Here is a 24,989-nt window from a genome sequence, read left to right on the forward strand (position 1 = left end):
TCGGCGAGGCCGCCACCCTTGGTCTCGTTCAGCGCCTTGACCTTGTTCGAGCACGAGCCCTCCGAGGAGGACGAGTGCTTGTCGTGGGAGTCGCCGTGGTGCGAGTCGTTCGCGAAGGCGGCGCCCGACATCGCGCCGAGGCCGGTGCCGGCGATCGCGACGGTGAGGACGGTCTTGCGGAGCATGCTCATGTGGTCTCGTTCCCCCGAGGTTCGGTGACGTCGATTGCCGGATCACGATCACGTCGCTCCGGCGACGCATTCATCAACGCGATCAGCTCAGCGAAGGTCACGGCCCAATCACGACGATCCCCCGTTCGTGACCGAGAAAAAGCGGCCCATCGGCTCGTTCGGCGCATCATCGCAGCTCAGAGCCTTGCCTTCCGATGCGGTGAAAAGTGTCGAGAATTGACTCCCCCAATCAGGGGTCGACAGTTTTCCGGCAAGGTCGGGTCGCGTTTCTCGTGACCGTGAACACCCCGGAAACGACGACGGCCGGGCCGCTCCGCGTGGCAATGCCACGGGGCGGCCCGGCCTGTCGTGCCGGGAGAGCGAACGCTCAGCTGACCTCGTTGCCCGAGTCGCCGGTGTCGGTCCCGATGGGCACCGACATGTCCGGCGTCGACGAGGTGGTGTCGCCGTTGGTGATCGTGCCCAGCGCCGCGACGTTGTTGCCGTTGAGCAGGCTGTTGTCGTCCAGGATGTGGCAGACGTTGATCGGCGCCGCGATCTGGTCGCCGCCGAGGACGCTCAGCGCGCCGCCCTCGGTCTTGTTCTTGGCCGCGACGTCGTTGGAGCAGCCGTGACCGGAGTCGTGGCCGTGACCGTGGGACTCGGTCGCGAACGCGGCCCCGGTCGTGGAGGCGAGCCCGGCGCCCAGGATGGCGGTGGCGACGGCGGCCCTACGGAACATCGACATGTATCCCCCGATGCAGTGTCGAGAAAGTGAACCGGACGGAACGGGTGCTCCATGTCCGATTGATGACACCGCTCCAACGCGGGCGGCCGGGCCGGGTCACGGCCTTGTTACGACCTTCGCCCGTTCGTGGAGGTTTCGGAGACGACGACGGCCGGCCCCGGAGCCTCCCTCGCGGGAGGCCGGGGCCGGCCGTGGTCGTGCTGTGCGAGGTGCCTGACGTGTCAGATCGTCGGGGCGCCGGGCACCGACGGGACCTCGGTCGGAAGGTCCTGGCCGGCGATGCTGACGTGGTTGTTGCTCAGCACCTTGTTGTTGTTCAGGTTGTGGCAGAGGTTCACACCCAGGGCGCCCTGGCTGCCGTCGAGGATGCCGACGAGGGTCTTCGCGCCCGTGTTGTCGATCTCGCCCACGGCGGTGTTGCTGCAGCCCTTGGACGAGGACTTGTGCGACGAGTGGGAGTGCGACGAGTGCGAGCTGTCGCCACCGCTGTTGTCGGGAGCATCGCCGGCGAACGCGGCACCGGCGGTCGAGGCCAGACCGGCGCCGACGATCGCGGTGGTCAGCACGGTCTTACGGATCATTGACACGCTGGACTCTTCTCCTGCTCGCGAATGCTGGGGGGATGCCCGCCGTTCGTGCGGGGCGGGCGGATCGCCCCGCCGGCCGGACCTGGGAGGGTCCGGCCGACGTGGGCGTCGATCACGCCGTGAGGCTTCGATCCTGCGGCTCGCCGCCGTCGTGCCCCGGCATCCGGGGGTCGTCGGGACGCGGTCGTGCGAACCGCTCGGGCACGAAGTCTCAGACGACTCCGCCGAGGATGGCGACGTGGTTGCCGCTCAGGACCTTGTTGTTGTTCAGGTTGTCGCAGATGTTCGCGCCGAGCGCGCCCTGGCTGCCGTCGACGACGCCGATGAGGGTCTTCGAGTCACTGTTGTCGATCTTGCCGAGGGCGGTGTTGCTGCAGCCCTTCGACGACGAGCTCGACTCGTGCGACTTGTGGCCGCCGTCGTGGCAGTCGGTCGCGAAGGCCGAGCCGGCGGTCGTCGCGAGGCCGGCGCCGATGATCGCGGTGGTCAGGACGGTCTTGCGGAAGGTCGACACGCTTTCTCCCCTGGTCGTGGTGGGCGCGATCGGAGGGATCACGCCGCGTCGGTCGGAACCCACGAACGGGATCACGACTTGGTGACTTCAACGCCTCGATCGAGTGAAGGTCACGGCCGAGTTTCGGAGATCGCGTGGTCGGCGGGAGGAGATCGACGCTGAGCAGGAGGAACGCGGGCGGGAATCACCCGCTTGGAGCAGTAACCGGGACTTAACCCCGGACACACGACAACGGGCCGGCACCCGGCCGGGACGTGATGTCCCGGGGGTGCCGGCCCGTGGTCGGCGGTGAGGAGAGCCTCAGCCGGCGAGGTCGGTCAGCGGGTTCGACGAGCCGCTGCTGTCGCCGTTGTGGATCGAGCCACCGAGCAGCGCGACGTTGTTGCCGTTGAGCAGCTTGTTGTCGTCGAGGATGTGGCAGGCGTTGATCGGCGCGAGGATCTGGTCGCCGCCGAGGACGTCGGCGAGCCCGCCGCCCTTGGTCTCGTTGGCCGCCTTGACGTCGTTGCTGCACGACGACGACTTGTCGTGGCCCTTGTCGTGGCCCCACGAGCTGCTGTGGCCCTCGTGGCCACCGTGGCCGCCGTCGCTCGGGTCGTCGCCCGCGAAGGCCGCACCCGTCATGGAACCGAGGCCGACACCGATGATTGCGGATGCCAGCACGGTCTTACGGATCATCGACACGATCGTTTCTCCAGGGGTCCCAGGTAATCCGGACCCGCAGGTACACGGGTCCAGCTGTCACAACAGGTCCAACGGGACCCCGGATCGCGGGTCACGGCTCCAGGCGTTGCTTCATTCGTTCGTGCGTTCTTTGATTTTTGGCCTCAAGTGCTACTCCGGATGCTCTAGTGGGTGAGGCTGCGGACCACGCCGACGACGATCGAGGCCAGTTCCGCCCCCGCGTCCTCCTGGAGGAAGTGGCCGGCCCCGCCCAGGACGGCGTGGCCCGGGTCCGCACCGCCCCCGGCACCCGCGCCGCGCACGTGGTCGCGCAGCACCGGTCCCATGGGCCCGGTGATCGGGTCGGAGTCGGAGAAGGCCGTCACGAACGGGCGCCCGTAGTCGGCCAGGGACGCCCAGGCCGCCCGGTTCGCCTCCGTCTCCGGATCGTCGGGGCGGGTCGGCACCAGGAGCGGCATCGCCCGCGGGCCCGCCTTGTAGGACTCGTCGGGGAACGGGGCGTCGTAGGCGGCCCGCGCCGACGGCGCCAGCCCCCGGGCGCAGCCCGAGGCGACGAGCCGGCCGACGTCGAGCGTCTCGGCCCGCTCCACGGCCCGGCGGAACTGCCACCACGGTTCCGGCATGTCGACGTCGCCGGTGGGCAGCCCGGTGTTCGCGGCGACCACCGCCCGGAAGCGCTCGGGGGCCGCGGCGACCAACCGCAGCCCGATCAGCCCGCCCCAGTCCTGCCCGAGGAGCACGAGGTCGTCGAGGCCGAGCGCCCCGACGGCCTCCTGCACCCACGCGACGTGACGGGCGTAGGTGTGATCGCCGACCTCCTCGGGCTTGTCCGAGCGCCCGAAGCCGACGAGGTCCACCGCGACGGCGGACACCCCCGCGCCGGCGAGCGCGTCGAGGACGTGGCGGTAGAGGTAGGACCAGGTCGGCTCGCCGTGCAGGAGCAGCACCGTCGGGCCGGCGTCCTGCGGCCCGACCGCGTAGGTGGCCACCCGCACCGGCGTGGATCCGTCCGGATCGGCCACCTCGACGTAGCGGGGAGGGTGGCCGAAACCATCGAGACCGGTGAAGCGTTCGTCAGGGGTCCGCAGCAGTCGCACGGCCCGCAGCGTGCCATCACCGGAGCCCGTCGGTGTCCCCGAACGGCCTGGTCACCCCGTCACCCCTAGGGTGGCCGCGCACGTGATCACCCGCTGGAAGACCCGGAGGCCGACCGTGGCCCAGGACATCGTCCCGATCACCCTCGCCCTGACCGAGGGGGATCTGGTCACCCTGTGGGCTCCCCGCTGGCGTGAGGACGGCGAGGAGTGGGAGGCCTTCCTCGGCGACGACGACCACGTGTTCGCCTTCGCCGACGCCGCCGATCTCGCCGCCTGGATCCGCACGAGCGACGCCGACGGCACCCCGCACGACCTCCTCGACCACCCGGCCTGGGCGGTGGTCGGCGGCCTCTCCGTCGACGAACTGACCCCCGAGGACATCCAGCGCTACGACGTGATCGGCGCTCCCGAGCTCGTCGCGGACGAGCCGGACACCTGGTCGGTCGACGACCTCGCGGAGATCACCGCGATGGTCCGGTCCCTGGCCGACGTCTGCGACCTCGGCACGGTCACCGAGATCCTGGACTCGACCCCCGCGTTCGCCGCCCTCGCGGGCGGCGTGCTCGCCTTCGGCGGCCGGGACGGCGCCACGCTGTGGACCGAGCTCGCGGACGTCGTCGCCGAGCGCTGGGACGAGGTGCTCGACGCCCTCGACGCACTCGTGCGGGTGCCGGAGGTCGATACCGAACTGGCCGCCAAGCTCCGCGCGACGGCCACCCCCACCGGCGGGGACCTCGACGCGGCGACGTCCGACGACATCGACGACGACGCGGACGGTCCGGAGGACGAGCCGCGCTCGGGCAGCCGGGAGAACGCCGAGAACCTCCCCGCCGACGACGACGCCGTCGCCGCCGACCCCCAGGACTCGGCCGTCTCGGGCCCCCTCGCCGACGCCCCCGACGACCTCCGCTCCGACACCGCCGGGGAGTCCCTGCACAGCGATCTCGCCGACGCCTCGGAGGAGCCCGCGCCCGGTTTCTGGGAGGACGTGGGGGTCGACCCCATCTCGATCCTCTCCGCGGAGGGCGAGGTGATCACCCTGCGGTGCTTCCTCGACGACGAGCCGGTGTTCCTCGGGCGGGGCGGGCGCATCGACGTCTTCCCCAACGCCCGGGCGCTGCGCTCCTGGATCGCCGGCGAGGGCGCGGACGGCCACGACCTCGCGGAGGTCTCGACGTGGTCGGAGGTGACGACGGCGGCCATCGGCGGGGACCTCGAGGTCGAGATCGCCCCGGAGAACCGGTACGCCTTCGTCGGGCTCGCCGACGACCTGCTCGAGGGCCCCCAGGCGGTCGACCCCGCGCAGCTCGAGCTCGCCGTCGAGCTGCTCCTCGACTCGGCCGACTGGGCGGGCGACGAGGTCACCCGCGAGGCGCTCGCGACCTCCGAGTCCCTCGGATGGCTGGTCTCGTTCGTCCTGCGCCCGGACCCGAACCGGCTCACCCCGTCGCCGCCGTTCCAGCGCGAGGCGACCCGGTGGCGTGAGCTGGAGGACCGATTCCTGGGGCGCTTGCGTCATCCGTGACCGGTGTGACGGACGTGGCACTTCGTCGCCACCCGGAGCCAGGGGCGCGTCCGATCGGGTCATCGGCCCTGGTTAGCCTGCCTCGGACGACGTTCGGGGTCGAGCTCCCCTCCGCGACGTCTCCCACTGCCCGTCATCCCCGCAGAGAGTGGGCCTCCGCGTGATCGACTCCAATCAGACCATGTCTTTCGACCGAATGCGCAGCATGCTCGTCCGGGCTGCGGAGGTCAGGGACAGCGAGCAGCAGCAGATCTTCGACTCGCTCGACGAGATCCACGGTCGCCTCGCCGCGCTGGACGCCCTCGGGGCCATGCGCAAGCGGCTCGCCGAGGTCCCCGACCGCACCGAGATGAGCGTGCTGGCCGAGCGGCTCGACGAGACCGTCGCGAAGCTCGACGCCCAGGAGTCGGCCGTCTCCTCGCTGGCCCGCCTGGTCGAGGGCATCGTGGACCGCGTCTCCGAGCGGCTCGCCACCCCGTTCGCCCAGCTCGACGGCCGCCTCGACGGCGTCGCCGGGCGCTTCGAGGGTGTCGCCGGGCGGATGGACGGCCTCGAGGACCGCGTCGGGGGCCTGCACAAGCGTCTCGACGACCTCGACAACCGCCTCGACCGCCACGAGATGCGTCTCGACCAGCTCCCCGCCGCCGTCACCGGCCCGGTCCGTGAGCGCCTCGAGTCCGTCGAGTCGTCGCTGCGCGGCCAGGTCGAGGAGACCTCCCGCGCGCTCACCGAGACCTCCCGGTCGCTCTCCGAGGAGATCTCGGGCTCGCGCGAGGCCGCCCGTTCCGACGCCGAGTCGACGCGCGAGCAGTCGACCGAGCAGGTCCGCGACCTGACCGGCCGCCTGGAGGCGCTGACCGAGCGCCTCGACGGGATGGGCACGCGCGTCGAGGGCGTCGAGAACAACCTCTCCGGCCGCGTGGAGAACGTCGAGAGCACCGTCAGCGCCGCGATCGAGGGCCTCGACAGCACGCTCTCGGGCAAGGTCGACGGAGTCGAGCGCAGCCTGTCCGGGCTCACGGCCCGCGTCGACGGCGTCGAGTCGAGCCTGTCCGACCGGGTCTCCACGGTCGCGTCCGGGCTCGAGGCGTCGCTGGACAAGCTGGACGGGACCCTCGTGAACCGGCCCGACCACGAGGCCGTCGTCGCCCTCGTGAACCGCTCGAACGAGGAGTCCGAGCACCGTCAGGCCGGGCAGCTCGACGAGGCGCTCTCGACCTTCGCCGAGATCATCCTGGGCTCCGGTGGACAGCAGCAGCAGTCCCCGCCGCCACGCCCGGCCGCCCGCCGCAGCGCCCGCAAGCCCGCGCTCACCTCGGGACGCGAGCCCAGCCTCAACGGCCACGGCGACCACGCCCCCGACGAGGAGGGCGCGGAGGCCTGAGGCCTCCCCGACGTCGCGCGCGAGGGCCCGTCCACCCATCGGGTGGGCGGGCCCTCCGTCGTCGGATCGTCGCCGACTAGTCTCGGTGCCCGATGTCACCGACGACGCGGGCCGCCCGCTGGTCGCGAGCGCTGACCGCGACCACGATCGCCACGGGCCTGCTCCTGCTGGGAGCCGCACCGGGGGCGGTCGCCGGCGAGTCGGCGCCGGGCGTCGCCGCCGCGGCGCCGTGCACCGGGGTCGACCGCCCCGCACCGCCGATCGACGAGTCCGAGGCCCCGCGACCCGGCCAGTCCGCGCCCAAGGCGCTCCCGGTCCCTGCCCGGCCCGTGGGGGGCGATCAGATGGGCACGTGCGGCACCGTCGTCCCGAAGGGTGCCCCCGCGCCGCCCGAGGTGGGCGTGCAGTCCTACGTCGTCGCCGACCTCGACTCCGGGGCCGTGCTCGCCGCGCGGGTCCCGCACGCGCGCCTGCGGCCGGCGTCGCTGCTCAAGACCCTGACCGGCCTGCTCGTCGCCCAGAAGCTCCCGATGAACCAGCGGGTCGTGGGCACCCAGGACGACGCGAACCAGGAGGGCACCCGCGTCGGTATCGGCCCGGGCGGGCAGTACACCGTGGACCAGCTCCTCCACGGCATGCTCATGGCCTCGGGCAACGACATCGCGCACGCGCTCGCGCTGCAGTTGACCGGCTCGGTCCCCGGCACCGTCGACCTCATGAACCGCACCGCCACGCAGATCGGTGCCCTCGACACCCGTGCGGCCACCCCGTCCGGCCTCGACGGTCCCGGCCAGTCGTCGTCGGCCTACGACCTCGCCAGCATCTTCCGCCTCGGCATGCAGCACGAGCCGTTCGCGCAGGCCGTGGGCACCAAGCAGACCGTCATCCCGGGCTGGGGACCGAACCCGCCGGTCCCGGTGAGCAACGACAACAAGATCCTCGGTCGCTACCCCGGCGCGCTCGGCGGCAAGACCGGGTTCACCGACGACGCCCGCCACACCTACATCGGGTCCGCACAGCGGGACGGCCGCCGCCTCGTCGTCGTGCTCATGCACGGCGAGCAGCGACCGGTGCCGATGTACGAGCAGGGGATCGCGCTGCTCGACTACGGCTTCGAACTGCCGCGCGGCGCGTCGGTCGGGCAGCTGACCGAACCGCCCGCCGGGCAGACCGTGGGCGACACCACCGCGCCGTCCCCGGCCGCGGGAGCGTCGCTCGACGACGGCGCCGCCTCGCCCGCCACGGGCACGACCAACTGGGAGACCCCGCTGGCGATCGGCGCCGTCGTCGTCCTCGGGCTCATCGTGCTCGCCGCGCGGCTACGCCGCCGGGGCTGACGCCCGGCCCGCCGTCAGCGTCGCCCGCGCCGCATCCCGTTGACGCCCACGATGCTGCCGACGACACCGAGCACGGCCCCGGCCCCGAGCAGCCCGGCCGTCGTCCGGGCCCCGGGGGTGCGACCCACCGTCACCTCGGGGCGGACGATGACCGGCGCGGGCTCGGGGATGTCCTCGCGCTCGTTCTCCCTGAGCGTGGCCGCCCAGGCGGTGACGAACAGGATGAACCGTGAGACGAAGTTCGCGAACACCAGCAGGCCGATGATCGGACCGAACGCGGCACCCGCGGGCGAGTTGGTCACGCTCGAGATGTAGACCGTCATGACCTGCTGCAGGATCACGAAGCCCACCGACGCGAGGATCGCGGCCCGGCCCGCGGAGCGCAGGGTCACCGGCTCGCGGGGCAGCCGCGCGATCACCCAGACGAACACCAGCCAGTTCGCCGCCAGCGTGATCACGATGCCCGCGATGGACAGGAGCACCCGGACCCAGAGCTGCCCGGCGAGCCCGAGGGCCTCGGCGATGGCGTGCGAGCCGCCGGTGGCGAGCGCGGTCACCGCGAACGACAGCGCCAGCGCCACGCCGAGCCCGATCATCGCGACGAGGTCGCCCCCGTAGCGCTTGAGGATCGCCGGCGGGTCGTCGCGCTGGTCCCACTGCTCGGAGAGCGCCTCGCGCAGGTTGCCCATCCAGCCCAGGCCGGAGTAGAGCGCGCCGAGCAGACCGATGATGCCGACGGCGTTGCGCTGCGCGATCGCCTGCGTGATCACACTGTTCAGGAGGTCACCGAGACCCTGCGGCGCGGCCTGGGTGATGCTGGTCTGAATCTCGGTGAGCAGGTCCTGGTTGTTGGCCAGCACGAACGCCGCCGCCGCGAAGGCGATCATGAGCAGCGGCACCAGCGCCAGGATGGAGAAGTAGGTGATGGCGGCCGCGTAGTGGTCGCCGTGCTTCTCGGTGTAGCGCCCGCCCGCGCGGACGAGATGGTCGAGCCACGGGTAGCGCGCACGTATCTGCTCGAACTTGGTCGGCTCGGACGTGCCGTCGGCAGTGGTGCCGGCGGTGGCGGTTGTCATGGCGCGCTCGCCCCTCTCGTGCCCCCCGGGACCTCCCGGTGGGCGCTGGTCCCCGACGCACACCCCGCCACCGGGGCGACCCCGGCCCGGCGGGCATGCACCAGGGGTAGCTACCCACCGGAGCCGACGATCACGCCGCGTCCGCACCGGGACACACGTCAGGACGCGCCGGACACGCCTCGCGACAGGTAGGGCGCGGGGTCGAAACGGGCATTGCGCTCGCGGAACGAGCGCGCCGAGCCCGGCCAGAGCAGGGTGAGCCGCCCGCTGGCCTCGTCGACGTACCAGCTGCGGCACCCGCCGCGCAGCCACACGGTGTCCCGGGCGGCCGCGTCGACGTCGCGGACGTAGTCCCGCTCGGCGGCGGCCGAGACCTCGAGCGGTCCGCCCGCGCGCGCGAGGTGGTCCAGCGCGCCGAGCACGTACTCGATCTGCGTCTCGATCATGTAGATCGCGGAGTTGTGGCCGAGGCTCGCGTTGGGGCCGTCGAGCACGAACATGTTGGGGAAGCCGTGCACCGTGGTCGAGGCGTACGCGGTCATCCCGTCCGCCCAGTGCTCGGCGAGGGTGCCGCGCCTGCCGTGGACCCGCGGCGCGTAGGGCTGGCGCGCGGCGTGGAACCCGGTGGCCAGGACGAGCGCGTCGAGGGAGTACCGCGCGCCGGACACCGCGACCGCGGTACGCCCCTCGACCCGGGCGAGCGCCGAGTCCTCGAGGGTCACGTCGTCGCGCGCGAGCGCCGTGTAGAGCTCGTCGGAGAGCACGATGCGCTTGCACCCGATCTCGTAGCCGGGCTCGAGACGCGCCCGCAGGGCCGGGTCGCCGACCTGGTCGCGCAGATGGTGCCGCGCCCGTTCCCGCAGCTCGTCGATCGCCGGCCGGACGCGGCGCCGCGCGTCGACGGCCCGCTCGGCGTCGTCGAAGATCTCCTCGCGGAGGGCCCGGGCGGCCTCCGGGTGCTCGGCGAGCCTGCGGCGCTCGCCGTGGGTGTACGGGCGGTCCCCGCGCGGCACGACCCAGGTCGGGGTGCGCTGGAAGACCACCAGCTGCGAGGCCCGGCCGGCCAGGCGAGGGACGACCTGCGCCGCGGACGCCCCGGTGCCGACGACCCCGATGCGGGCGCCGGCGAGCGCCACGTCGTCGTCCCAGCGGGAGGTGTGCATCACCGGGCCGTCGAAGTCGTCGAGCCCCTCGACGTCGGGCACGCGCGGCTCGGCGAGACGGCCCGCGGCGACGACCAGCACCCGGGCCCACCAGGTGCCCGCGGTCGTCGTCACCTCCCAGCGGCCCTCGGGCGCCGACCAGCGCGCGCGGCTCATCTCGGCGCCGTAGCGCACGTGCGGCTCGACGCCCTCCTCGACCGCGGCCCGCCGCAGGTAGTCGTGGATCTCCTCGCCGGGGGCGAACACGCGCGACCAGTCCGGCGCCGGGCGGAACGAGTACGAGTACAGGTGCGAGGGGACGTCGCACGACACCCCGGGGTAGCGGTTGTCCCGCCACGTCCCGCCGACGTCGTCCGCGCGCTCGAGCACCACGAAGTCCGCGTGGCCCCGGCGGGCGAGCCGGATCCCGAGGCCCAGCCCGGCGAAGCCGGCCCCGACGATGGCGACGTCCACCTTCCCGCCGGTCACGGGGACCGGCCCACGGTGACGCGGTCGGCGGGCACGTCGTCGTAGAGCGTGGTGCGCTGACGGACCGGCCTGCCGAGCTCGCCGGCGATCGCGGAGACATCGTGGGCGGTGAGCGCCCGCCCGGCCTCCGCGCCTGCCTGCGGGTCGAGCGTGCCGTCGAGCAGGAGCCCGCCGAGGTCGTCGGCGCCGCCGCGCAGGACGTCGAGGACGACGCTCCGGTCCAGCTTCGGCCACGCCGCCTGGACGTGGTCGACCCGGCCGTGCAGCAGCAGGCGGACGACGGCGTGCAGCGCGCGGGTCTCGCGGGCCGAGGCGCCGCGGACCCGCCCCACGAGGTGGGGCGGGACGTCCACCAGCGGCATCGCGATCAGCTCCGTGAAGCCGCCGGTGCGGTCCTGGATCGCCGCGAGGACCCGCAGGTGCGCGACCTGCTGGGAGGGGGTCTCGACGTGGCCGTAGACGATCGTCGCGGTCGAGCGCAGGCCCACCTCGTGGGCCGTCGTGACCAGCTCGATCCAGCGCGCCGCGGGGATGTCGGCCCCGTCGGTGAGCAGCCGCCGGACGTCGTCGTCGAGGATGCGCGCCGCTGTGCCGGGCACCGAACTGAGGCCCGCCGCGCGCGCCGAGGAGAGGAACTCGCGGGGCGTCCGGGAACCGCGGGCCGCCGCCTGCGCCACCTCGGCGGGCCGGAACGCGTGCAGGTGCACCGGCCTGCGTGCGGTGATGCGGCGGACGAGCTCCAGCGCGGCGTCGGGCCCGGCGTCCCGGGGGACCGGCCCCTGCACGCAGACCTCGGTGGCACCGAGCTCCCAGGCCTCGTCCACCAGCGCGTCGAGATGCTCCGGGTCGCTCACGAGCGCGGGGTCGAGGTTGCGGTTGACGACCACGGAGAGCGCGTCGCCGACGGTGTCGCGGCGCAGCCCGTCGGCCAGCGCGCACAGCGCCTCGAGCTCGTCGCCGTCCGCGCCCAGCAGCTCGACGTACCCGTCGTCGGGCAGGCCCGCCGGGTCGCGCTCGGCCACGGCGAGCCGGGAGCGCACGGCGGCCGGAGCGGTCACGGCGAGCCCACCCGGTCGCGGTCGCGGACCAGGCCGTCGGCGTCGGCGAGCGCGGCGACGGCGGGCGCGACGGCGGGGTCGATCCAGCCGCCGCCCCGGTGGCCGTCGCCGAGGTAGCGCGGGTGGACCGTCAGGCGCGGGCGCAGCGTGAAGCCCGCGTCCGCGGTGACCCGGGCCAGGTCGTCGAGTCCCGGCCAGGGGCGCTCCGGGTTGACGTGGTCGGGGGTCACCGGGGAGACGCCGCCCCAGTCGTCGATGCCCGCGCGGAGCAGGAGGGCCTGGTCGTCGCGGGCGCTGTGCTCCGTGGCGCCGTCACCGAGCTCGCCCGCCAGGTTCGGCGGGGCCTGCACGGTGACGCCGAGCGGCAGGACGAGCCGCGCGACGGCCACGGCCGCGACGAACTCGTCGAACTCCGCGTCCGGCTCGCCGCGCATGGCGGTGTCCGGCTTGGCGCGGAAGTTCTGGACGATGATCTCCTGGAGGTGCCCGTGCTCCCGGGCCAGGCGGGTGAGCGCGAGCAGCGACTCCGCACGGTCGCGCCGGGTCTCGCCGATCCCGACGAGGATGCCGCTGGTGAACGGGATCCGGGCGCGTCCGGCGTCCGCCAGCACGCGCAGCCGCACCTCGGGGTCCTTGTCCGGTGACCCGAAGTGGGCCCCGCCCGGCTCGATCAGCAGCGTCGAGGTGGACTCGAGCATCATCCCCATCGACGGCGCGACGGAGCGCAGCGAGGCCAGCTCCGCCGGGCTCATCACCCCCGGGTTGAGGTGCGGCAGGAGCCCCGTCTCGTCGAGCACCGCCTGCGCGCAGGCCCGCACGTAGTCGATGGTGGACGCGTACCCGCGGGCCTCGAGCCACCCGCCCGCGGCCCGCCAGCGGTCCTCGGGGCGGTCCCCGAGGGTGAACAGCACCTCGGTGCAGCCCTGGGCCGCACCGTCGCGGGCGATGTCGAGGACCTCGTCGATCTCGAGGTACGCGGCGGGCACCCGCCCCGGCACGGTCGCGAACGTGCAGTAGTGGCAGCGGTCGCGGCAGAGCCGCGTGAGCGGGACGAACACCTTGGGGCTGTAGGTGACGATCCCGGCCCGGCCCTGGGCGGCGAGGTGCGCGTCGCGGCGCGCGGCGGCCCGGGCCAGCAGCGCGTCGAGGTCCGGCCCGCGAGCGGACAGGAGGGCGACGACGGTGTCGACGTCGGCCCGGGAGAGGTCGTCAGCGGCGGGGTCGGTGGGCGCGCCGTCGTCGGGTGGGGCGCCCCCGCGCGCCGCACCACCGAAGTGATCAGCCACGGCCCGAACGTACGCCCGGTCCGGCCGCGGCGGCCACGTCCTCGGCGCCGTCCGCCCCGCCCGCCCGGGGCAGCCGCACCGTCGCGGTCGTCCCCTCGTCGGGGGCGCTGTCGATCGTCACCGTGCCCTCCATCGCCTCGACCAGCCCCCGGACCAGGGCCAGCCCGAGGCCCGTGCCGCCACCGGAGTCGTCGCCCTCACCGCCGCCGAGCTGCGCGAACGGCACGAACAACCGGTCCGCCAGCCCGGCCGGGATGCCCGGGCCGCCGTCGCAGACCCGCACCGCGGCCCCGTCCTCGGCCTCGTCGGCACTGACCTGCACCCAGCCGTCGACGTGGTTGTGCCGCACCCCGTTGGTCACGAGGTTGATCAGCACCTGGCGCACGCGGCGGGGGTCGGCGCAGGCGGTCGGCCCGCCGCGCGGCGGCAGGTCCGTACCCAGGCGGATCCCGCGGCGCGCCGCGACGGGCTCGAGCAGGTCGAGCACCTCGTGGACCAGCTCCGCGAGATCCACCGTCGCCGGCGCGAGCGGCAGCGCCCGCGCCTCGAGCCGGGCCAGGTCGAGGACGTCGCCGACCAGGTCGAGGACGTGACGCGCGGCGGCGTCGATGTGCCCGAGGGCCGCCTCCTGGCGGGTGGGCGGCAGGTCGAGCGTGCCGAGCAGCTCCGAGAACCCGATGATCGCCTGCAGCGGGGTGCGCAGCTCGTGGCTGAGCATGGAGAGCAGCTCCGACTTCGCGCGGCTCGCGTCCTCGGCGACCCGGGCCGCCAGCTCGGCCTCGCGCCGGGCGATCCGGTCGCGCTGCGCCGCGCGGCGGGCGGTGACGTCGACGACGTTGAGGCTCACGTAGCGACTGCTCCCGGCGCCCACGACCGACGCGGTGAGGGCCGCCTGCACCAGCCGGCCGTCCCCGCGCACGAGTGCGACCTCGAGCGGCCCGGCCGGCACCGTCCCCGTCGCGAGGCGCCGCAGCAGCAGGCGGGCCCCGGCCCGGTCCTCCGAGCGCAGCAGGGCGTCGAGGTCCTCGGCGAGCAGGTCGACGGCCGGATGCCCGACCATGGCCGCGAGAGCGTCGTTGACCTTGAGGAAGCGGCCGCCGAGATCGGTCAACGCCATCCCGACGGCGTTGTCCTCGAACGCCCGGCGGAAGCGCTCCTCGCTCTCGGCGAGGGCGCCGTAGAGCCGGTCGTGCTCCAGCGCCACGGCCGCGAGGTCGGTGAACCGCGCGACGAGACGGCGCTCGCGCTCGTCGGGGCAGTGGGGCTCGGCGTGGTACACCGCGAACGTGCCGAGGACCCCGTCGTGACCCCGGATGGGGCTCGACCAGCACGACCCGAGCCCGTGCGGCAGCGCGAGGGTGCGGAACCGGACCCAGCGCGCGTCGCTCGCGATGTCCACGGCGATCACCGCCTCGTCCCGGTACGCCGCGGTGCCGCAGGACCCGGCGTCGGCGCCGATCGGCATCCCGTCGATCGCCGCGGAGTAGGCGGCGGGCAGCGAGGGGGCGGCCCCGTGGTGGAGGGTCCCGTGCGACGGGTCCAGGACCAGCACCGAGCAGCGGCTGCCCGGGATCAGCTCCTCGAGAGCGAGCGTGACGGCGCCGAGCACCTCACCCCGTTCGGCGCCCCCGGCCAGCAGCTCGAGCACCCGGTGCTGGCGGTCGAGCAGACCGGAGGTGTCCGCGGAATCCAGGTGATCACGCGGCTGCGATCGGGCGGTCACGGGTCGAGTTGGTAGCCGACGCCGCGCACCGTGCGGATGCGCGGGCGGGCGGCCGGGTCGAGCCCGAGCTTCTGGCGCAGGCGGTGCACGTGCTCGGTCACGGTGGCCTCCCCTTGCCAGCCCTCGCTGCGCCACACCTGGGCGAGCAGCTGGGCGCGGCTGAAGACCTGGCGGGGATGGGCGACGAGGAAGGCCAGCAGGTCGAACTCCCGGGCGGTGAGCTCCACCGGCAACCCGTCGACGGTGATCTCGCGCGCCGCCGTGTCGAGCGCCAGTCGCCCGGCGACGACCGGGGGCTCCGGCGACGCGGGCCGCGCCCGGCGCAGCACCGAGCGGACCCGTGCGGCGAGCTCGCCCGGGGAGAACGGCTTGACCAGGTAGTCGTCGGCGCCGAGGTCGAGCCCGACGATGCGGTCGGTCTCGCCGCTGCGCCCCGAGAGCACGATCACCGGGAGCGTCTCGGTGGCGGCCGCGGTCCGCACCCGGCGCAGCACGTCGAGGCCACCGACGCCGGGCATGGTCAGGTCGAGGACGACCAGGTCCGGCCGGTCGACGTCGATCGCCGTGAGCGCCTCGGCACCGTCGCCCGCCTGGTCGACGGTGAACCCGTCGGACTCCAGCTGCCACGACGCGAGGGTGCGCACGGCCTCGTCGTCGTCGACGACGAGGACCTTCGGTGCGCTCGGGTCCACAGCGATCCCTTCCTCCTGCGTCGGCGCCGATCGTGCCCACCCGGTGACACGACCCACAAGGCCGGGGCCCGTCCGGGCGCGCGCGTTGTGATCCCGTTGAGAAAGCGTTGTCCGCGCTGTGAGGCGGGTCACCCAGGGTGGGCCCGTGCCCGCAGCGATGCCCGCCCGCCTCCCGGACACGCGCGCGTGCGCGATGCGCCGGCGCGTGGCGGGGTCGCCCGAGCGGCCCGGCGACCGCAGCGTCGGTCGCCCCACCGCCCCGAACGCGTCCCCAGGAGGCCCTCACCCATGAAGCTCGCCCTCTACCTGCCCAACTTCCGTACCGAGATCACCGTCAAGGAGCTCGAGGACCTCACCCAGCTCGCCGAGGATCTCGACTTCGACTCGGTCTGGACACTCGACCGCATCGTCGTCCCGGAGGCCTCCGACCGGGAGCAGCTCCAGCACTCCTTCGGCATGATGGAGGGGCTCCCCAACGCCCTGCCCGTGGCCTCCACCGGCAACTTCCTCCAGGGCTTCCCGCTCATCCCGTGGCTCGCGGCGAAGACCTCGAAGGTCCGCATCGGCATGAGCATCATCGACACGCCGTTCCGCTCGCCCGGCGTCCTCGCGGCGGAGCTGGCCACCATCGACCACCTCTCGAACGGCCGGCTCAACGTCGGCCTCGGCGCCGGCTGGATGCCCGAGGAGTTCGCGGCGGCCAGCGCGGCGCACATCTTCCCGAAGCGCCACAAGCACGTGCGCGAGTCGATCGAGATCATGCAGGGCATCTGGGCGAACGACCACTTCGAATACCACGGCGAGTTCGCCGACTTCGAGCCGTGCGGGTTCGGCGCGAAGCCGCTCCAGAAGCCGCGGCCGCCGATGTTCATGAGCGGGCTCAAGGACCCGCTGCGCTCGGCGAAGCGCATCACCAAGTACGACCTCGACGGGTGGATCGGGATCCAGGACTCGCCGGAGGGCCTCGCGAAGTGGCTCACCGCCATCGACGAGCAGTTCGAGGAGATCGGCAGCCCGAAGCGGGCGAAGGACCTCGAGATCTGCAGCATGATCTGGACGGTCATCACCGACGAGGAGGTCGACCAGACCATCAACGGCGTCGCGTCCAACCTGCTGGTCGGGACCGAGAAGCAGCTCACCGACCGGCTCAAGGCCTACAAAGAGGCCGGGATGACGATGCCGCTGATCTGGCCGCCGTTCGCCGACGTGCCGACCGCCAAGACGATGGACGACCTGAAGCGCATCAACAACGAGATCATGCCGAAGGTCAACGCCAGCTGATCTGCCCGACGCCGGCCCGACGCCCGCCCGACGACGCGCTCCCCCGCCGTCGGGCGGGCGTCGTGCGTGGCTGACAACCTCCGCGGATGGCCCGGTTCCGTCCCGACGCGCGCGGCCGGGCCCTCGCGGCGCTGTGCGTCACCGAGATCACGAGCTGGGGGACGCTGTACTACGCGTTCCCCGTGCTGCTGGGCCCGATCTCGGCCGACACCGGATGGTCCACGACGGCGACCGTGGGCGCCTTCTCGGCGGGCGCGATCGTCGCGGCCGGGAGCGGGATCGTCGCGGGGCGGATGATCGACACCCACGGGCCGCGGCGGGTGATGACGACCGGGTCGGTGCTGGGGGTCCTCGCGCTCCTCGCGGTGGCGTGGGCCCCGTCGCTGCCCTGGTTCTACCTCGCCTGGACGCTCGGCGGGATGGCCCAGGCGGCGACGTTCTATCCGCCGGCGTTCGCCGCGATCACCGGCTGGTACGGCGAACAGCGGCTGCGCGCGCTGACCACGGTGACCCTGGTGGCCGGGTTCGCCTCGACGGTGTTCGCGCCGCTCACGGCCGCTCTCGTCTCGCACCTGACATGGCGCGGCAGCTACGTCGTGCTCGCGGTGATCCTCGGTGTGGTGACGGTGCCGTTGCACCTGCTGCTGCTCACCCCGCCCTGGACCCGTCGTTCGGGCTCGGCCGGTCCCTCGCCCGAGGAGGCCGAGCGGGCGCGGGCGGTGGTCCGTTCACCCCGATTCGTGGCCCTCGCGGTCGTCATGACCGCGACCGGGTTCGGGCTCTACGCAGCGACGATCAACCTCGTCCCGCTACTGGTCGAGCGCGGCACCTCGCTGTCGACGGCGGCGCTCGGGCTCGGGCTGATCGGGGTCGGGCAGGTGGCGGGTCGGCTGGTGTTCGAGCCGCTGTGCCGGGCGACCTCCCCGGGTGGGCGGGTGACCGTGGTCGTCGTCGTCGGCGGGACGTGCGTGACCGCGCTGGGACTGCTCCCCGGCCCGGTCGGAGTGCTCGTCGCGGTGGCGGTCGCGGCGGGCGCGGCCCGGGGCCTGCACACGCTGCTGCAGGCCTCGGCGGTGTCGGACCGCTGGGGTACCGGGTCGTTCGGGCGGATCAACGGGGTGTTCGCCGCCCCGACGACGGTGGCCGTCGCGCTGGCCCCTGCGGGAGGGGTCGTCCTCGCGGGGCTCGTGGGCGGGTTCGGGACGGCGTTCGTGGTGCTCGGAGTGGTCGCGGTGGTCGCCGGGGTGGTGGCCTGGCGCCTGTAGCCCGCCCGCGCCCGCCTCGCCGCCCCCGGCCATCCCCACCGAGTGGGCACTCACGGCTGTCCGCGCAGCCCTGCGGGTCCACTCGACGATCCTCCCCACCGCCACCGGCGCCGAGTGGGCGCCCACGGCTGTCCGCGCAGCCCTGCGGGTCCACTCGACGATCGGATGGAGCCGGATCGCGCCGGCCGACGTCGAGAGGACATGGAGACCTTCGACGTCACCCGACCCTTCCTCGGCTCGGAGGCGGTCGCGGCGGGCCGGCTCACCCGAGGGGAGCTACGTGGCCCGCGGTTCCGGCGCGTCGGTGCCGACACCTACGTATCCGCGGCCGTACCCGACGAACCTCGTCTCGCGGTCCACGCCGCGTGGGTCCGGGCCGGGGCGGATGCCGTGGTCATGGGCTGGTCGGCCTGCCTGTGGTGGGAGTGCGACGTCCTGCCCTTGCCTCCGCCACCGGTGGAGCTGGCCGCGCCGGACCGACGCTTGCGGGCCGCACCCGGACTCCAGGTGTGCCGGTCCCGGATCCGGGACGACGACGTCGTGGAGGAGGTCGGCGTGCGGGTGACGACCATGCTGCGGACGGCCTACGACCTCGCCGCCCGCACTAACCTCGACGCCGGCGTCGTGGCGGCCGACGGGCTCGGGCACCTCGGGAAGTTCTCGGCCGCCGACCTCCTCGCGCTCGCCGAGGACCTCGGGCCGCGACGCGGACGCCGGCGGATCGACGAGGTCGCCGCGCTGATGGACCCGAAGGCCGAGTCACCCCAGGAGACCAGGGTCCGGTTGCGGCTCCTGCGCGCCGGGCTCCCGCGACCCGTGACGCAGTACGAGGTGTTCTCCGGATCTTGGCGGGTCGCCCGAGTGGACTTCGCGTGGCCGGAGCACAAGCTCGCGCTCGAGTACGACGGCTGGGACCACACGAAGGACGACCGACGGGGCCTCGACATCGACCGGATCGACGACCTGCGGCGGATCGGCTGGACGGTGATCGTGGTGACGAACCGCCAGTATCGACGGCGCGGGTGGCTCGAGGCGCGGGTCCGCGAGGAGCTCGGCCTCTGACGGGGACGCCGAGTGGACGCACACGGCTGTCCCCGCAACCGCCCGGGTCCACTCGCCGTCAGTGCAGCAACGCCCAGACCCGGTCCCGGGTCATCGGCAGGCGCCGGGGTCGGGCGCCGACCGCGTCCCGGATCGCGTTGGCGATCGCGGGGGCGACGGGGTTGTACGGCGACTCGCTCATCGACTTCGCCCCGAACGGCCCGAGGGTGTCGACGGTGTCGGCGAAGAACACCTCGGTATGCGGCACGTCGGCGTACTGGGGCAGGTGGTAGTCGCGCAGCACCCGCGTGGTGACCCGCCCGGCGTCGTCGAGCCGGATCTCCTCGTACAGCGCGGTCCCGATCCCCTGCGCCACCCCGCCCTCGACCTGCCCGCGGCACTGCTGGGGGTTGACCACGACCCCCGCGTCGGCGGCGTGCACCGAGCGCAGGATCCGCACCTCGCCGGTCGCGGTGTCGACGGCCACGCGGACGGCGTGCACGTTGAAGGCCACCGAGCGGGGGCTGCCCTCGTGCCTGCCCTCGCCGCGCGCGCCGGCCAGCTCGGCGAGGCCCACGGACGCACCGTCCGAGGCCGACACCCCCTCCGGGCCGAGGACGCAGTCCTCGGGCCCGCACCCCAGCCGCGCCGCCGCCTTGCCCCGCAGCTCGGCGGCCAGGGCCCCGGCGGCCCGCGCCACGGCCGTCCCCGCCACGACGGTCCCCGTCGACCCGAACGCGCCGGTGTCGGCCCCCACGCCGTCGGTGTCCGCGCCGGTCACGACGACGCGGTCGAGCCGGGCGGTGAGCGCGGTCGCGGCGATCTGGGCGTGCACCGTGGCGGTGCCGTTGCCGAACTCGGCGGTGCCGACCCGCACCCGGTAGGACCCGCCCGGCTCGACGGTCACGCTCGCCTCGGAGCGGTGCCCGCGCGGCGGGATGGTGGCGATCATCGCGGTGGCCATCCCCTCGCCGACCCGCCACGACGGACCGTCCGGTACCGGATCGCCGTCGCGGCGCACCGCCTGCTGGGCGAGGTCGAGGCACTCCGGCAGGCCGTCGGACCCGAACTGCAGGTCGTCGGGGTGGTCGGCCGGGTCGGCCGAGGCGACGAAGTCGTCCCCGGGGCGCACGGTGGTCCGTCGTCGCAGGTCGAAGGGGTCGACGCCGAGCTCGCGGGCCAGGTCGTCGAGGGCCGACTCGACGGCGAACTGCACCTGGCCGAGCCCGTACCCGCGGAACGCGCCCGAGGGCGGCGTCGTCGTGTACACCGCCTCGGCGTCGACCCGCTTGCTCGGGCAGCGGTAGAGCGCCATCGACTCGTGGCAGCCGTGGAACATCACGCCCGCCGAGTGGTTGCCGTACGCGCCCGCGTCCACGAGCACATCGATCGCGAGGGCGGTGAGCGTGCCGTCGGGCCGCGCGGCGGCGGTGACGCCGACGCGCATGGGATGGCGAGTCGGGGTCGCGGTGAGCGACTCGGTGCGCGTGAGCTCCCACTGCACGGGGCGCCCCACAGCGAGGGTCGCGAGCGCGGTGAGGTCCTCGGTGAGCAGCTCCTGCTTGGACCCGAACCCGCCGCCGACCCGCGCCGCGTGCACCCGGACCTCGTCGCGCTCCCGGCCGAGGAGCCGGGCGAGCTCGTCGCGCACGAGGAACGGCACCTGGGTGGAGGTCCGCACCACGACCCGGTCGTCCCCGTCGACCCACGCGCGGCTCGCGTGCGTCTCCAGCGACGACGGCGACACCCGCCCGGTGTGCCACGTCCCGCTGACGACGGCGCCGCCCGCGGAGCGCGCCTCGGCGACCCCGGCGGCCACGTCGCCGACACCCTCGTGGATCGCGGCGACCACGTTGCGGCCCGGGTCGGCAATGCGGCTCTCCGGGCCCTTGTCGCCGTGGATCGCCACGGAGGCCCGGGCCGTCTCCGGCTCGAGCACCGGCGGGAGGGGCCCGTAGTCGACGACGACGGCGCGGGCACCCGCCTCCGCGGCCGCGAGGTCCGCGCCGACGACGGCGGCGACACGCTGGCCGTGGAACCGGACGACGTCGTCGAGGATCCGGGTGTCGTCGGGGTCGTCGAGGCGGTTCTCGTGCCGGGCGGTGGAGAAGAGTGTGGCCGGCACGTTCTCCGCGGTGAGGACGGCCAGCACGCCCGGCACGGCGAGCGCGGCGCTCGTGTCGACGCGGACGACCCGGGCGTGCGCGTGCGGGCTGCGCACCACGACGAGATGAGCGAGATCGTCCGGCGTCGGACCATCGAGCGTGTAGCCCTCGTCGCCGCGGACGATGCGTGCCGACGCGGGGGCCGCGGCCGGCGTCCCGACGGCGGGGCCCTCGACGTGGGCCGCGGTGTTGGCCGTGCCGTCGAGGGCGTCGGCGATGGCGCGGTAGCCGGTGCAGCGGCAGAGGTTGCCCTGCAGGGTGCGGGCCCGGGCGGCGGGATCGGCGAGCCGGTCGGCGAACGCGGACGCGGTCGTCACCATCCCCGGCGTGCAGAAGCCGCACTGGAACCCGGCGGCCGCGACGAACCGGTCCCGGACGTCGTCGGGACCCTCCGGCAGGCCCGCGGCCGTCGTCACCGCGGCTCCCGTCGCGCGCACTGCCGGGTAGAGGCAGGAGTGCACGGGCACGTCGTCGACGAGGACAGTGCAGGCGCCGCAGTCCCCGGCGTCGCAGCCCTTCTTCACCGCGTGGTGCCCGTGGTCGCGCAGGTAGGTCCGCAGGCACTGCCCGGGCCGGGGCCCGCCGGGGAGCGGGACGCCGTCGACGGTGGTCACCGCAGCTCCGCCCGGATCTCCTCGGCGAGGTGGCGGGACATGGCGTGGCGCCAGGCCGGCCTGCCGTGCGGGTCGTCGTACCAGCCGCCGTGGGTGCCGGCGAGGGCGTCGACGTCGGCGGCGAGCCGGCCCGCGTCGGGGAGCCCGTCGTAGCGCAGGACGGCGGGTCGGGGCAGCGCGGCCGTGACGGCGAGGGTGAACCTCCCGTCGGGATTCCGGCGGCCCGCGATCAGCACCGCGGAGCGCCCGAGCGGGGCGAGCGAGGCCTTGCGCAGGGCCGTGCGCCCCCGCAGCGCGGTCGCGGGCAGATGGATCGCCCGCAGCACCTCGCCCGCGGCGAGGGTGGTGGCCTGGGTGCCGACGACGAGGTCCTCGACGAGCTCACGACGTTCGTTCCCGGCGGCGTCCCACACGGTGGCGACCCCGTCGAGCGCCGCCGCCAAGGTGGTCATCGGCCCCGCGGGCAAGGCGAGGCAGACGTTGCCGCCGACCGTCGCGACGTGCCAGACCTTCCGGGACCCGACCAGCGCCTCGCAGCACCCCGCGATCAGCGGCAGCGCGGGCCACTGCGGGTACCGGGCGGGATCGAGGTCGGCGAGCCGGGCGAGGGTGGCCGTGGCGGCCACCGTCAGGCCGTCGTCATCGGCGGTGATCGGCGTCCACCCGGCCGCGGTGAGATCCACCAGCCCGCGCAGGTGCGGCTGCGGCGCCGAGAACAGGTAGGTGCCGCCCCCGAGCAGGGCACGGTCCGGTCCGAGTCCCGGCAGCAGCGCGCGGAGGGCGTCGTCGTCCCGGGGCCGGTCGAGGGTCTCGACGGTGAGCTGGTCCATCGTGATCCCTCCGCGGTCAGTAGTGGATCCGGTCGGCCTTGGCGAGCCAGTCGTCGAACGGCGCTCGGGGATCCAGCTCGAGGGCTCCGCCGAGGGCCTCCACCTGCATCGGCCACGTCCCGGGATCGCGGGCGAAGAGCTCGTAGAACTCCCGGTCATCGAACCCGCCGCGGGCGGCGTCGTGGCGGTCGGCGGCGAACACCACACGATCGAGACGCGCCCACAACGACGCCGAGACACACAGCGGGCAGGGCTCGCAGCTGGCGTAGAGCGAGGCGCCCGCGAGGGAGAAGTCGCCCCGCTCCCGGCAGGCGATGCGGATGGCGGTGACCTCGGCGTGCGCGGTCGGGTCCATGTCCCGGGTGACACGGTTCTGCCCGCGCGCGATCACGAGCCCGTCGGCGACGATCACCGCACCGAACGGGCCGCCGCCGTCGGCGACGTTCCGGCGGGCGAGCTCGACCGCCTCGGCCAGCCACGTCTCGTCCGTCGGCGGGCTCATCGGGGGTCCCCCGCCGCGGCGTGCACCCGCGCCGCCTCGCGGTCGGCGGCTTCGTTGAGCGTGCCGCCGCGGCTCCCGGCGAGCTTCGCCGCGAGGTGCTCGCGGACGGTGATCGGGGGGTAGGGCCGCGCCCCGTCGAGCGGGAGGGTCCCGACGACGGCGTCCGGGTCGCCGTCGTGGAAGAACGCGGCGGAACGGCGTCGCCTGACGCGGCCCGCTTCGATCGGCGGCTTCACCCGGTGCAGCGTCGAGCGCCACCGGTCGCCGGTCAGGCGTGCGGTGAGGTCGCCGAGGTTGACCAGCAGCGCGCCGTCGTCGGGCAGGACGTCGTGCCAGCACCCGTCGTCGGGACCCAGGACCTGCAGGCCCGCGATCCGATCCGCCCAGAGGACGGTGACGATCCCGTAGTCGGTGTGCTCGCCCATGCCGGTGAGGTCGGCGCCCTCGGGGAGGTCCTGTTCCTCGAGCGCGTAGTGGTTCATGCGCAGGACCTCGACGGGATCGTGGGCGAGGCGGGCGAAGGTGTCCTGGTCGACGCCGAGGGCGTCGGCGAACGCCGTCGTCAGGGTGCGCGCGACGCGCTGCGCCTCGGCGAACCACTGCCCGACGCGCTCGCGGAAGCCCTCGACGTCGGGCCAGACGTTGCCGTCGCCGCCGGTCGCCGGGCCGTCCGCGGCGGTGCCGACGTTGAAGGCCTCGAAGAAGTCGTTCATGCGCGTGGCCTGCTCGACGCCGAGGCTGCGGCTGACCGACTCGCTGCGCGGCGGGCTGTAGCCGCGGTTGGTGCCGTCACTCACCACGAGGGACTTCTTCTCGGCCATCGGGAGGGCGAAGACGTCGTCGAGGGCTCCGGCGAGACCGGCGGCGACCGCGTCCGGGACCCCGTGGCCGACGACCTGGACGAACCCGACCGTGCGGCAGGCGTCGTCGAGGGCCGCCGCGGTGCGTCGGCGGGCCTCCGGGGCGCCGTGGGGGTCGACGTAGGGCGCGAGGTCGACGGTCGGGACGGTGAACATCGCGCGGACCTCCGTGGCGGCGGGTGGAGCAGGGCGGCCACGGTGCCGGCGCCCCACTGTAGGTCGTGGCGGGCCGGGCGTCAGGGGCTCGCGCCGCCGGGCCACCCGTGAGGTCAGTGCAGCGCGGTGGCCGCCGCCCGCAGCTCCTCGAGGGCCTGGCGCGCCAGTACGCGGTAGCTCGCCCCGTCGGGCTCGTCGGTCCAGCGCGCGAAGGCGAGGTGGAAGGCCTCGACGCCGAGCGCGGCGGCGAGCCGCGCGGTGGTCTCGGGGATCCCGCGGTCGCGCAGCGCGTCGGCCAGCGCCGCGGCGAGGCCGACCCGCTTGAACGCGTCGCGCTCGCGCAGCTCGTCGTGGGCCGCCACGACCGCGCGCAGCCGGGGTCCGAACTCACGCTGCTCCGGGGTGAAGGAGGTGGTCACCGTGTCGAGCGCGGCGGCGACGGCCTCGAGCGGGCTCGCACCGGCCGGCGCTCCCGCGGCGCCCTCGGCGAGCAGCGTGCTGTGCGCCTCCTGCCCGGCGGAGAGCACCTCGCGCTTGTCGGGGAAGTGCCGGAAGAAGGTCGCCTTGGAGAGGCCGGCCCGCGCGGCGATCTGGGCGACGGTCGTCTCGTCGTAGCCCTGCTCGGCGAACAGGTCGATCGCGGCGCGCACCAGCCGCAACCTCGGGTTCGGCTCCCAGCGCGCCACGCGGCCACCCTAGTGATGGGACGTGGTCTCGTCACGGTGCTACGGTGATGAGACAAGGTCTCGTCACCCCCACGAGG

General features: G+C 74.1%; 20 protein-coding genes and 2 pseudogenes. 6 read left to right on the forward strand and 16 right to left on the reverse strand.

The features are described 5' to 3' along the window. The 6 genes and pseudogenes from VGI02_RS28780 to VGI02_RS28805 all read right to left on the reverse strand — a co-directional run. Positions 1 to 191 (reverse strand): annotated as a pseudogene (locus VGI02_RS28780) (hypothetical protein); the annotation flags it as partial. Positions 192 to 558: 367 nt separating this feature from the next. After that, entirely contained in the window at positions 559 to 912 is a 354-nt protein-coding gene (locus VGI02_RS28785; protein ID WP_331633491.1) for a hypothetical protein, read from the reverse strand. A 227-nt stretch (positions 913 to 1,139) separates the two neighbouring features. Next, the gene (locus VGI02_RS28790; protein WP_331633493.1) at positions 1,140 to 1,505 is read right to left on the reverse strand and encodes a hypothetical protein; all 366 of its coding nucleotides are present in this window, start codon (positions 1,503 to 1,505) and stop codon (positions 1,140 to 1,142) included. Positions 1,506 to 1,716: 211 nt separating this feature from the next. Continuing rightward, on the reverse strand, positions 1,717 to 2,019 hold the full coding sequence (locus VGI02_RS28795; RefSeq protein WP_331633494.1) for a hypothetical protein: 303 nt from the start codon (positions 2,017 to 2,019) through the stop codon (positions 1,717 to 1,719). Between the two features lie 300 nt (positions 2,020 to 2,319). Next, entirely contained in the window at positions 2,320 to 2,682 is a 363-nt protein-coding gene (locus VGI02_RS28800) for a hypothetical protein (protein ID WP_331633496.1), read from the reverse strand. Between the two features lie 185 nt (positions 2,683 to 2,867). Next, on the reverse strand, positions 2,868 to 3,800 hold the full coding sequence (locus VGI02_RS28805; RefSeq protein ID WP_331633498.1) for a haloalkane dehalogenase: 933 nt from the start codon (positions 3,798 to 3,800) through the stop codon (positions 2,868 to 2,870). Between the two features lie 115 nt (positions 3,801 to 3,915). Here VGI02_RS28805 and VGI02_RS28810 point away from each other — a divergent pair, with 115 nt between their 5' ends. From VGI02_RS28810 to VGI02_RS28820, 3 genes are all read left to right on the forward strand, one after another. Continuing rightward, complete coding sequence (locus tag VGI02_RS28810; RefSeq protein WP_414638401.1) at positions 3,916 to 5,325, forward strand: SatS C-terminal domain-containing protein; 1,410 nt, start codon at positions 3,916 to 3,918, stop codon at positions 5,323 to 5,325. A gap of 181 nt (positions 5,326 to 5,506) precedes the next feature. Next, complete coding sequence (locus VGI02_RS28815) at positions 5,507 to 6,709, forward strand: PA containing protein (protein WP_331633502.1); 1,203 nt, start codon at positions 5,507 to 5,509, stop codon at positions 6,707 to 6,709. Positions 6,710 to 6,801: 92 nt separating this feature from the next. Beyond that, positions 6,802 to 8,046, forward strand: a complete 1,245-nt coding sequence (locus VGI02_RS28820) for a D-alanyl-D-alanine carboxypeptidase family protein (protein ID WP_331633504.1) — start codon at positions 6,802 to 6,804, stop codon at positions 8,044 to 8,046. Between the two features lie 14 nt (positions 8,047 to 8,060). Here VGI02_RS28820 and yhjD read toward each other — a convergent pair whose 3' ends face one another. From yhjD to VGI02_RS28850, 5 genes and pseudogenes are all read right to left on the reverse strand, one after another. Continuing rightward, entirely contained in the window at positions 8,061 to 9,122 is a 1,062-nt protein-coding gene (gene yhjD / locus VGI02_RS28825) for an inner membrane protein YhjD (protein ID WP_331633506.1), read from the reverse strand. A 158-nt stretch (positions 9,123 to 9,280) separates the two neighbouring features. After that, entirely contained in the window at positions 9,281 to 10,753 is a 1,473-nt protein-coding gene (locus tag VGI02_RS28830; protein WP_331633509.1) for a flavin-containing monooxygenase, read from the reverse strand. Positions 10,754 to 11,616: 863 nt separating this feature from the next. Next, positions 11,617 to 13,097 (reverse strand): annotated as a pseudogene (gene cofG / locus VGI02_RS28840) (7,8-didemethyl-8-hydroxy-5-deazariboflavin synthase CofG); the annotation flags it as partial. Further along, a complete protein-coding gene (locus tag VGI02_RS28845) occupies positions 13,090 to 14,820 on the reverse strand; it encodes a GAF domain-containing sensor histidine kinase (protein ID WP_331633515.1) in 1,731 nt (576 codons plus the stop codon). The gene VGI02_RS28845 and the pseudogene cofG, both read right to left, overlap by 8 nt. Next, the gene (locus VGI02_RS28850; protein WP_331633517.1) at positions 14,817 to 15,512 is read right to left on the reverse strand and encodes a response regulator; all 696 of its coding nucleotides are present in this window, start codon (positions 15,510 to 15,512) and stop codon (positions 14,817 to 14,819) included. The genes VGI02_RS28845 and VGI02_RS28850 overlap by 4 nt, the downstream gene beginning before the upstream one ends. 288 nt (positions 15,513 to 15,800) lie before the next feature. Here VGI02_RS28850 and VGI02_RS28855 point away from each other — a divergent pair, with 288 nt between their 5' ends. The 3 genes from VGI02_RS28855 to VGI02_RS28865 all read left to right on the forward strand — a co-directional run bounded on the left by VGI02_RS28855 (position 15,801) and on the right by VGI02_RS28865 (position 19,120). Then, positions 15,801 to 16,793, forward strand: a complete 993-nt coding sequence (locus VGI02_RS28855) for an LLM class flavin-dependent oxidoreductase (RefSeq protein WP_331633519.1) — start codon at positions 15,801 to 15,803, stop codon at positions 16,791 to 16,793. A gap of 86 nt (positions 16,794 to 16,879) precedes the next feature. Then, complete coding sequence (locus tag VGI02_RS28860) at positions 16,880 to 18,058, forward strand: MFS transporter (RefSeq protein WP_331633521.1); 1,179 nt, start codon at positions 16,880 to 16,882, stop codon at positions 18,056 to 18,058. 201 nt (positions 18,059 to 18,259) lie between these two features. Beyond that, complete coding sequence (locus tag VGI02_RS28865; RefSeq protein WP_331633523.1) at positions 18,260 to 19,120, forward strand: endonuclease domain-containing protein; 861 nt, start codon at positions 18,260 to 18,262, stop codon at positions 19,118 to 19,120. 58 nt (positions 19,121 to 19,178) lie between these two features. Here the strand turns inward: VGI02_RS28865 and VGI02_RS28870 are convergent, their stop codons facing one another. The 5 genes from VGI02_RS28870 to VGI02_RS28890 all read right to left on the reverse strand — a co-directional run bounded on the left by VGI02_RS28870 (position 19,179) and on the right by VGI02_RS28890 (position 24,912). Next, positions 19,179 to 21,878 (reverse strand): molybdopterin-dependent oxidoreductase, encoded by a 2,700-nt coding sequence (locus tag VGI02_RS28870; protein WP_331633525.1) that lies wholly within the window; start codon positions 21,876 to 21,878, stop codon positions 19,179 to 19,181. After that, positions 21,875 to 22,708, reverse strand: coding sequence for an FAD binding domain-containing protein (locus VGI02_RS28875; protein ID WP_331633526.1), 834 nt, complete (start codon positions 22,706 to 22,708; stop codon positions 21,875 to 21,877). The genes VGI02_RS28870 and VGI02_RS28875 overlap by 4 nt, the downstream gene beginning before the upstream one ends. Positions 22,709 to 22,724: 16 nt before the next feature. Then, a complete protein-coding gene (locus tag VGI02_RS28880; protein WP_331633528.1) occupies positions 22,725 to 23,210 on the reverse strand; it encodes a nucleoside deaminase in 486 nt (161 codons plus the stop codon). Then, positions 23,207 to 24,226, reverse strand: a complete 1,020-nt coding sequence (locus tag VGI02_RS28885) for an isopenicillin N synthase family dioxygenase (RefSeq protein ID WP_331633530.1) — start codon at positions 24,224 to 24,226, stop codon at positions 23,207 to 23,209. Before VGI02_RS28885 ends, VGI02_RS28880 begins: the two co-directional genes overlap by 4 nt. A gap of 113 nt (positions 24,227 to 24,339) precedes the next feature. Further along, positions 24,340 to 24,912 (reverse strand): TetR/AcrR family transcriptional regulator, encoded by a 573-nt coding sequence (locus VGI02_RS28890; RefSeq protein ID WP_331633532.1) that lies wholly within the window; start codon positions 24,910 to 24,912, stop codon positions 24,340 to 24,342. Positions 24,913 to 24,989 lie beyond the last annotated feature (77 nt).

Origin of the sequence: Actinomycetospora sp. (genome assembly GCF_036497245.1) — a bacterium.
Classification (GTDB): Bacteria; Actinomycetota; Actinomycetes; order Mycobacteriales; family Pseudonocardiaceae; genus Actinomycetospora.

Coding starts and splice junctions, on each gene's coding strand:
- yhjD (WP_331633506.1), bottom strand. CDS start 9,122: ATGACAACCGCCACCGCCGGCACCACTGCCGACGGCACGTCCGAGCCG.
- VGI02_RS28880 (WP_331633528.1), bottom strand. CDS start 23,210: ATGAGCCCGCCGACGGACGAGACGTGGCTGGCCGAGGCGGTCGAGCTC.
- VGI02_RS28820 (WP_331633504.1), top strand. CDS start 6,802: ATGTCACCGACGACGCGGGCCGCCCGCTGGTCGCGAGCGCTGACCGCG.
- VGI02_RS28785 (WP_331633491.1), bottom strand. CDS start 912: ATGTTCCGTAGGGCCGCCGTCGCCACCGCCATCCTGGGCGCCGGGCTC.
- VGI02_RS28855 (WP_331633519.1), top strand. CDS start 15,801: ATGAAGCTCGCCCTCTACCTGCCCAACTTCCGTACCGAGATCACCGTC.
- VGI02_RS28865 (WP_331633523.1), top strand. CDS start 18,260: ATGGAGACCTTCGACGTCACCCGACCCTTCCTCGGCTCGGAGGCGGTC.
- VGI02_RS28815 (WP_331633502.1), top strand. CDS start 5,507: ATGTCTTTCGACCGAATGCGCAGCATGCTCGTCCGGGCTGCGGAGGTC.
- VGI02_RS28885 (WP_331633530.1), bottom strand. CDS start 24,226: ATGTTCACCGTCCCGACCGTCGACCTCGCGCCCTACGTCGACCCCCAC.
- VGI02_RS28860 (WP_331633521.1), top strand. CDS start 16,880: ATGGCCCGGTTCCGTCCCGACGCGCGCGGCCGGGCCCTCGCGGCGCTG.
- VGI02_RS28875 (WP_331633526.1), bottom strand. CDS start 22,708: ATGGACCAGCTCACCGTCGAGACCCTCGACCGGCCCCGGGACGACGAC.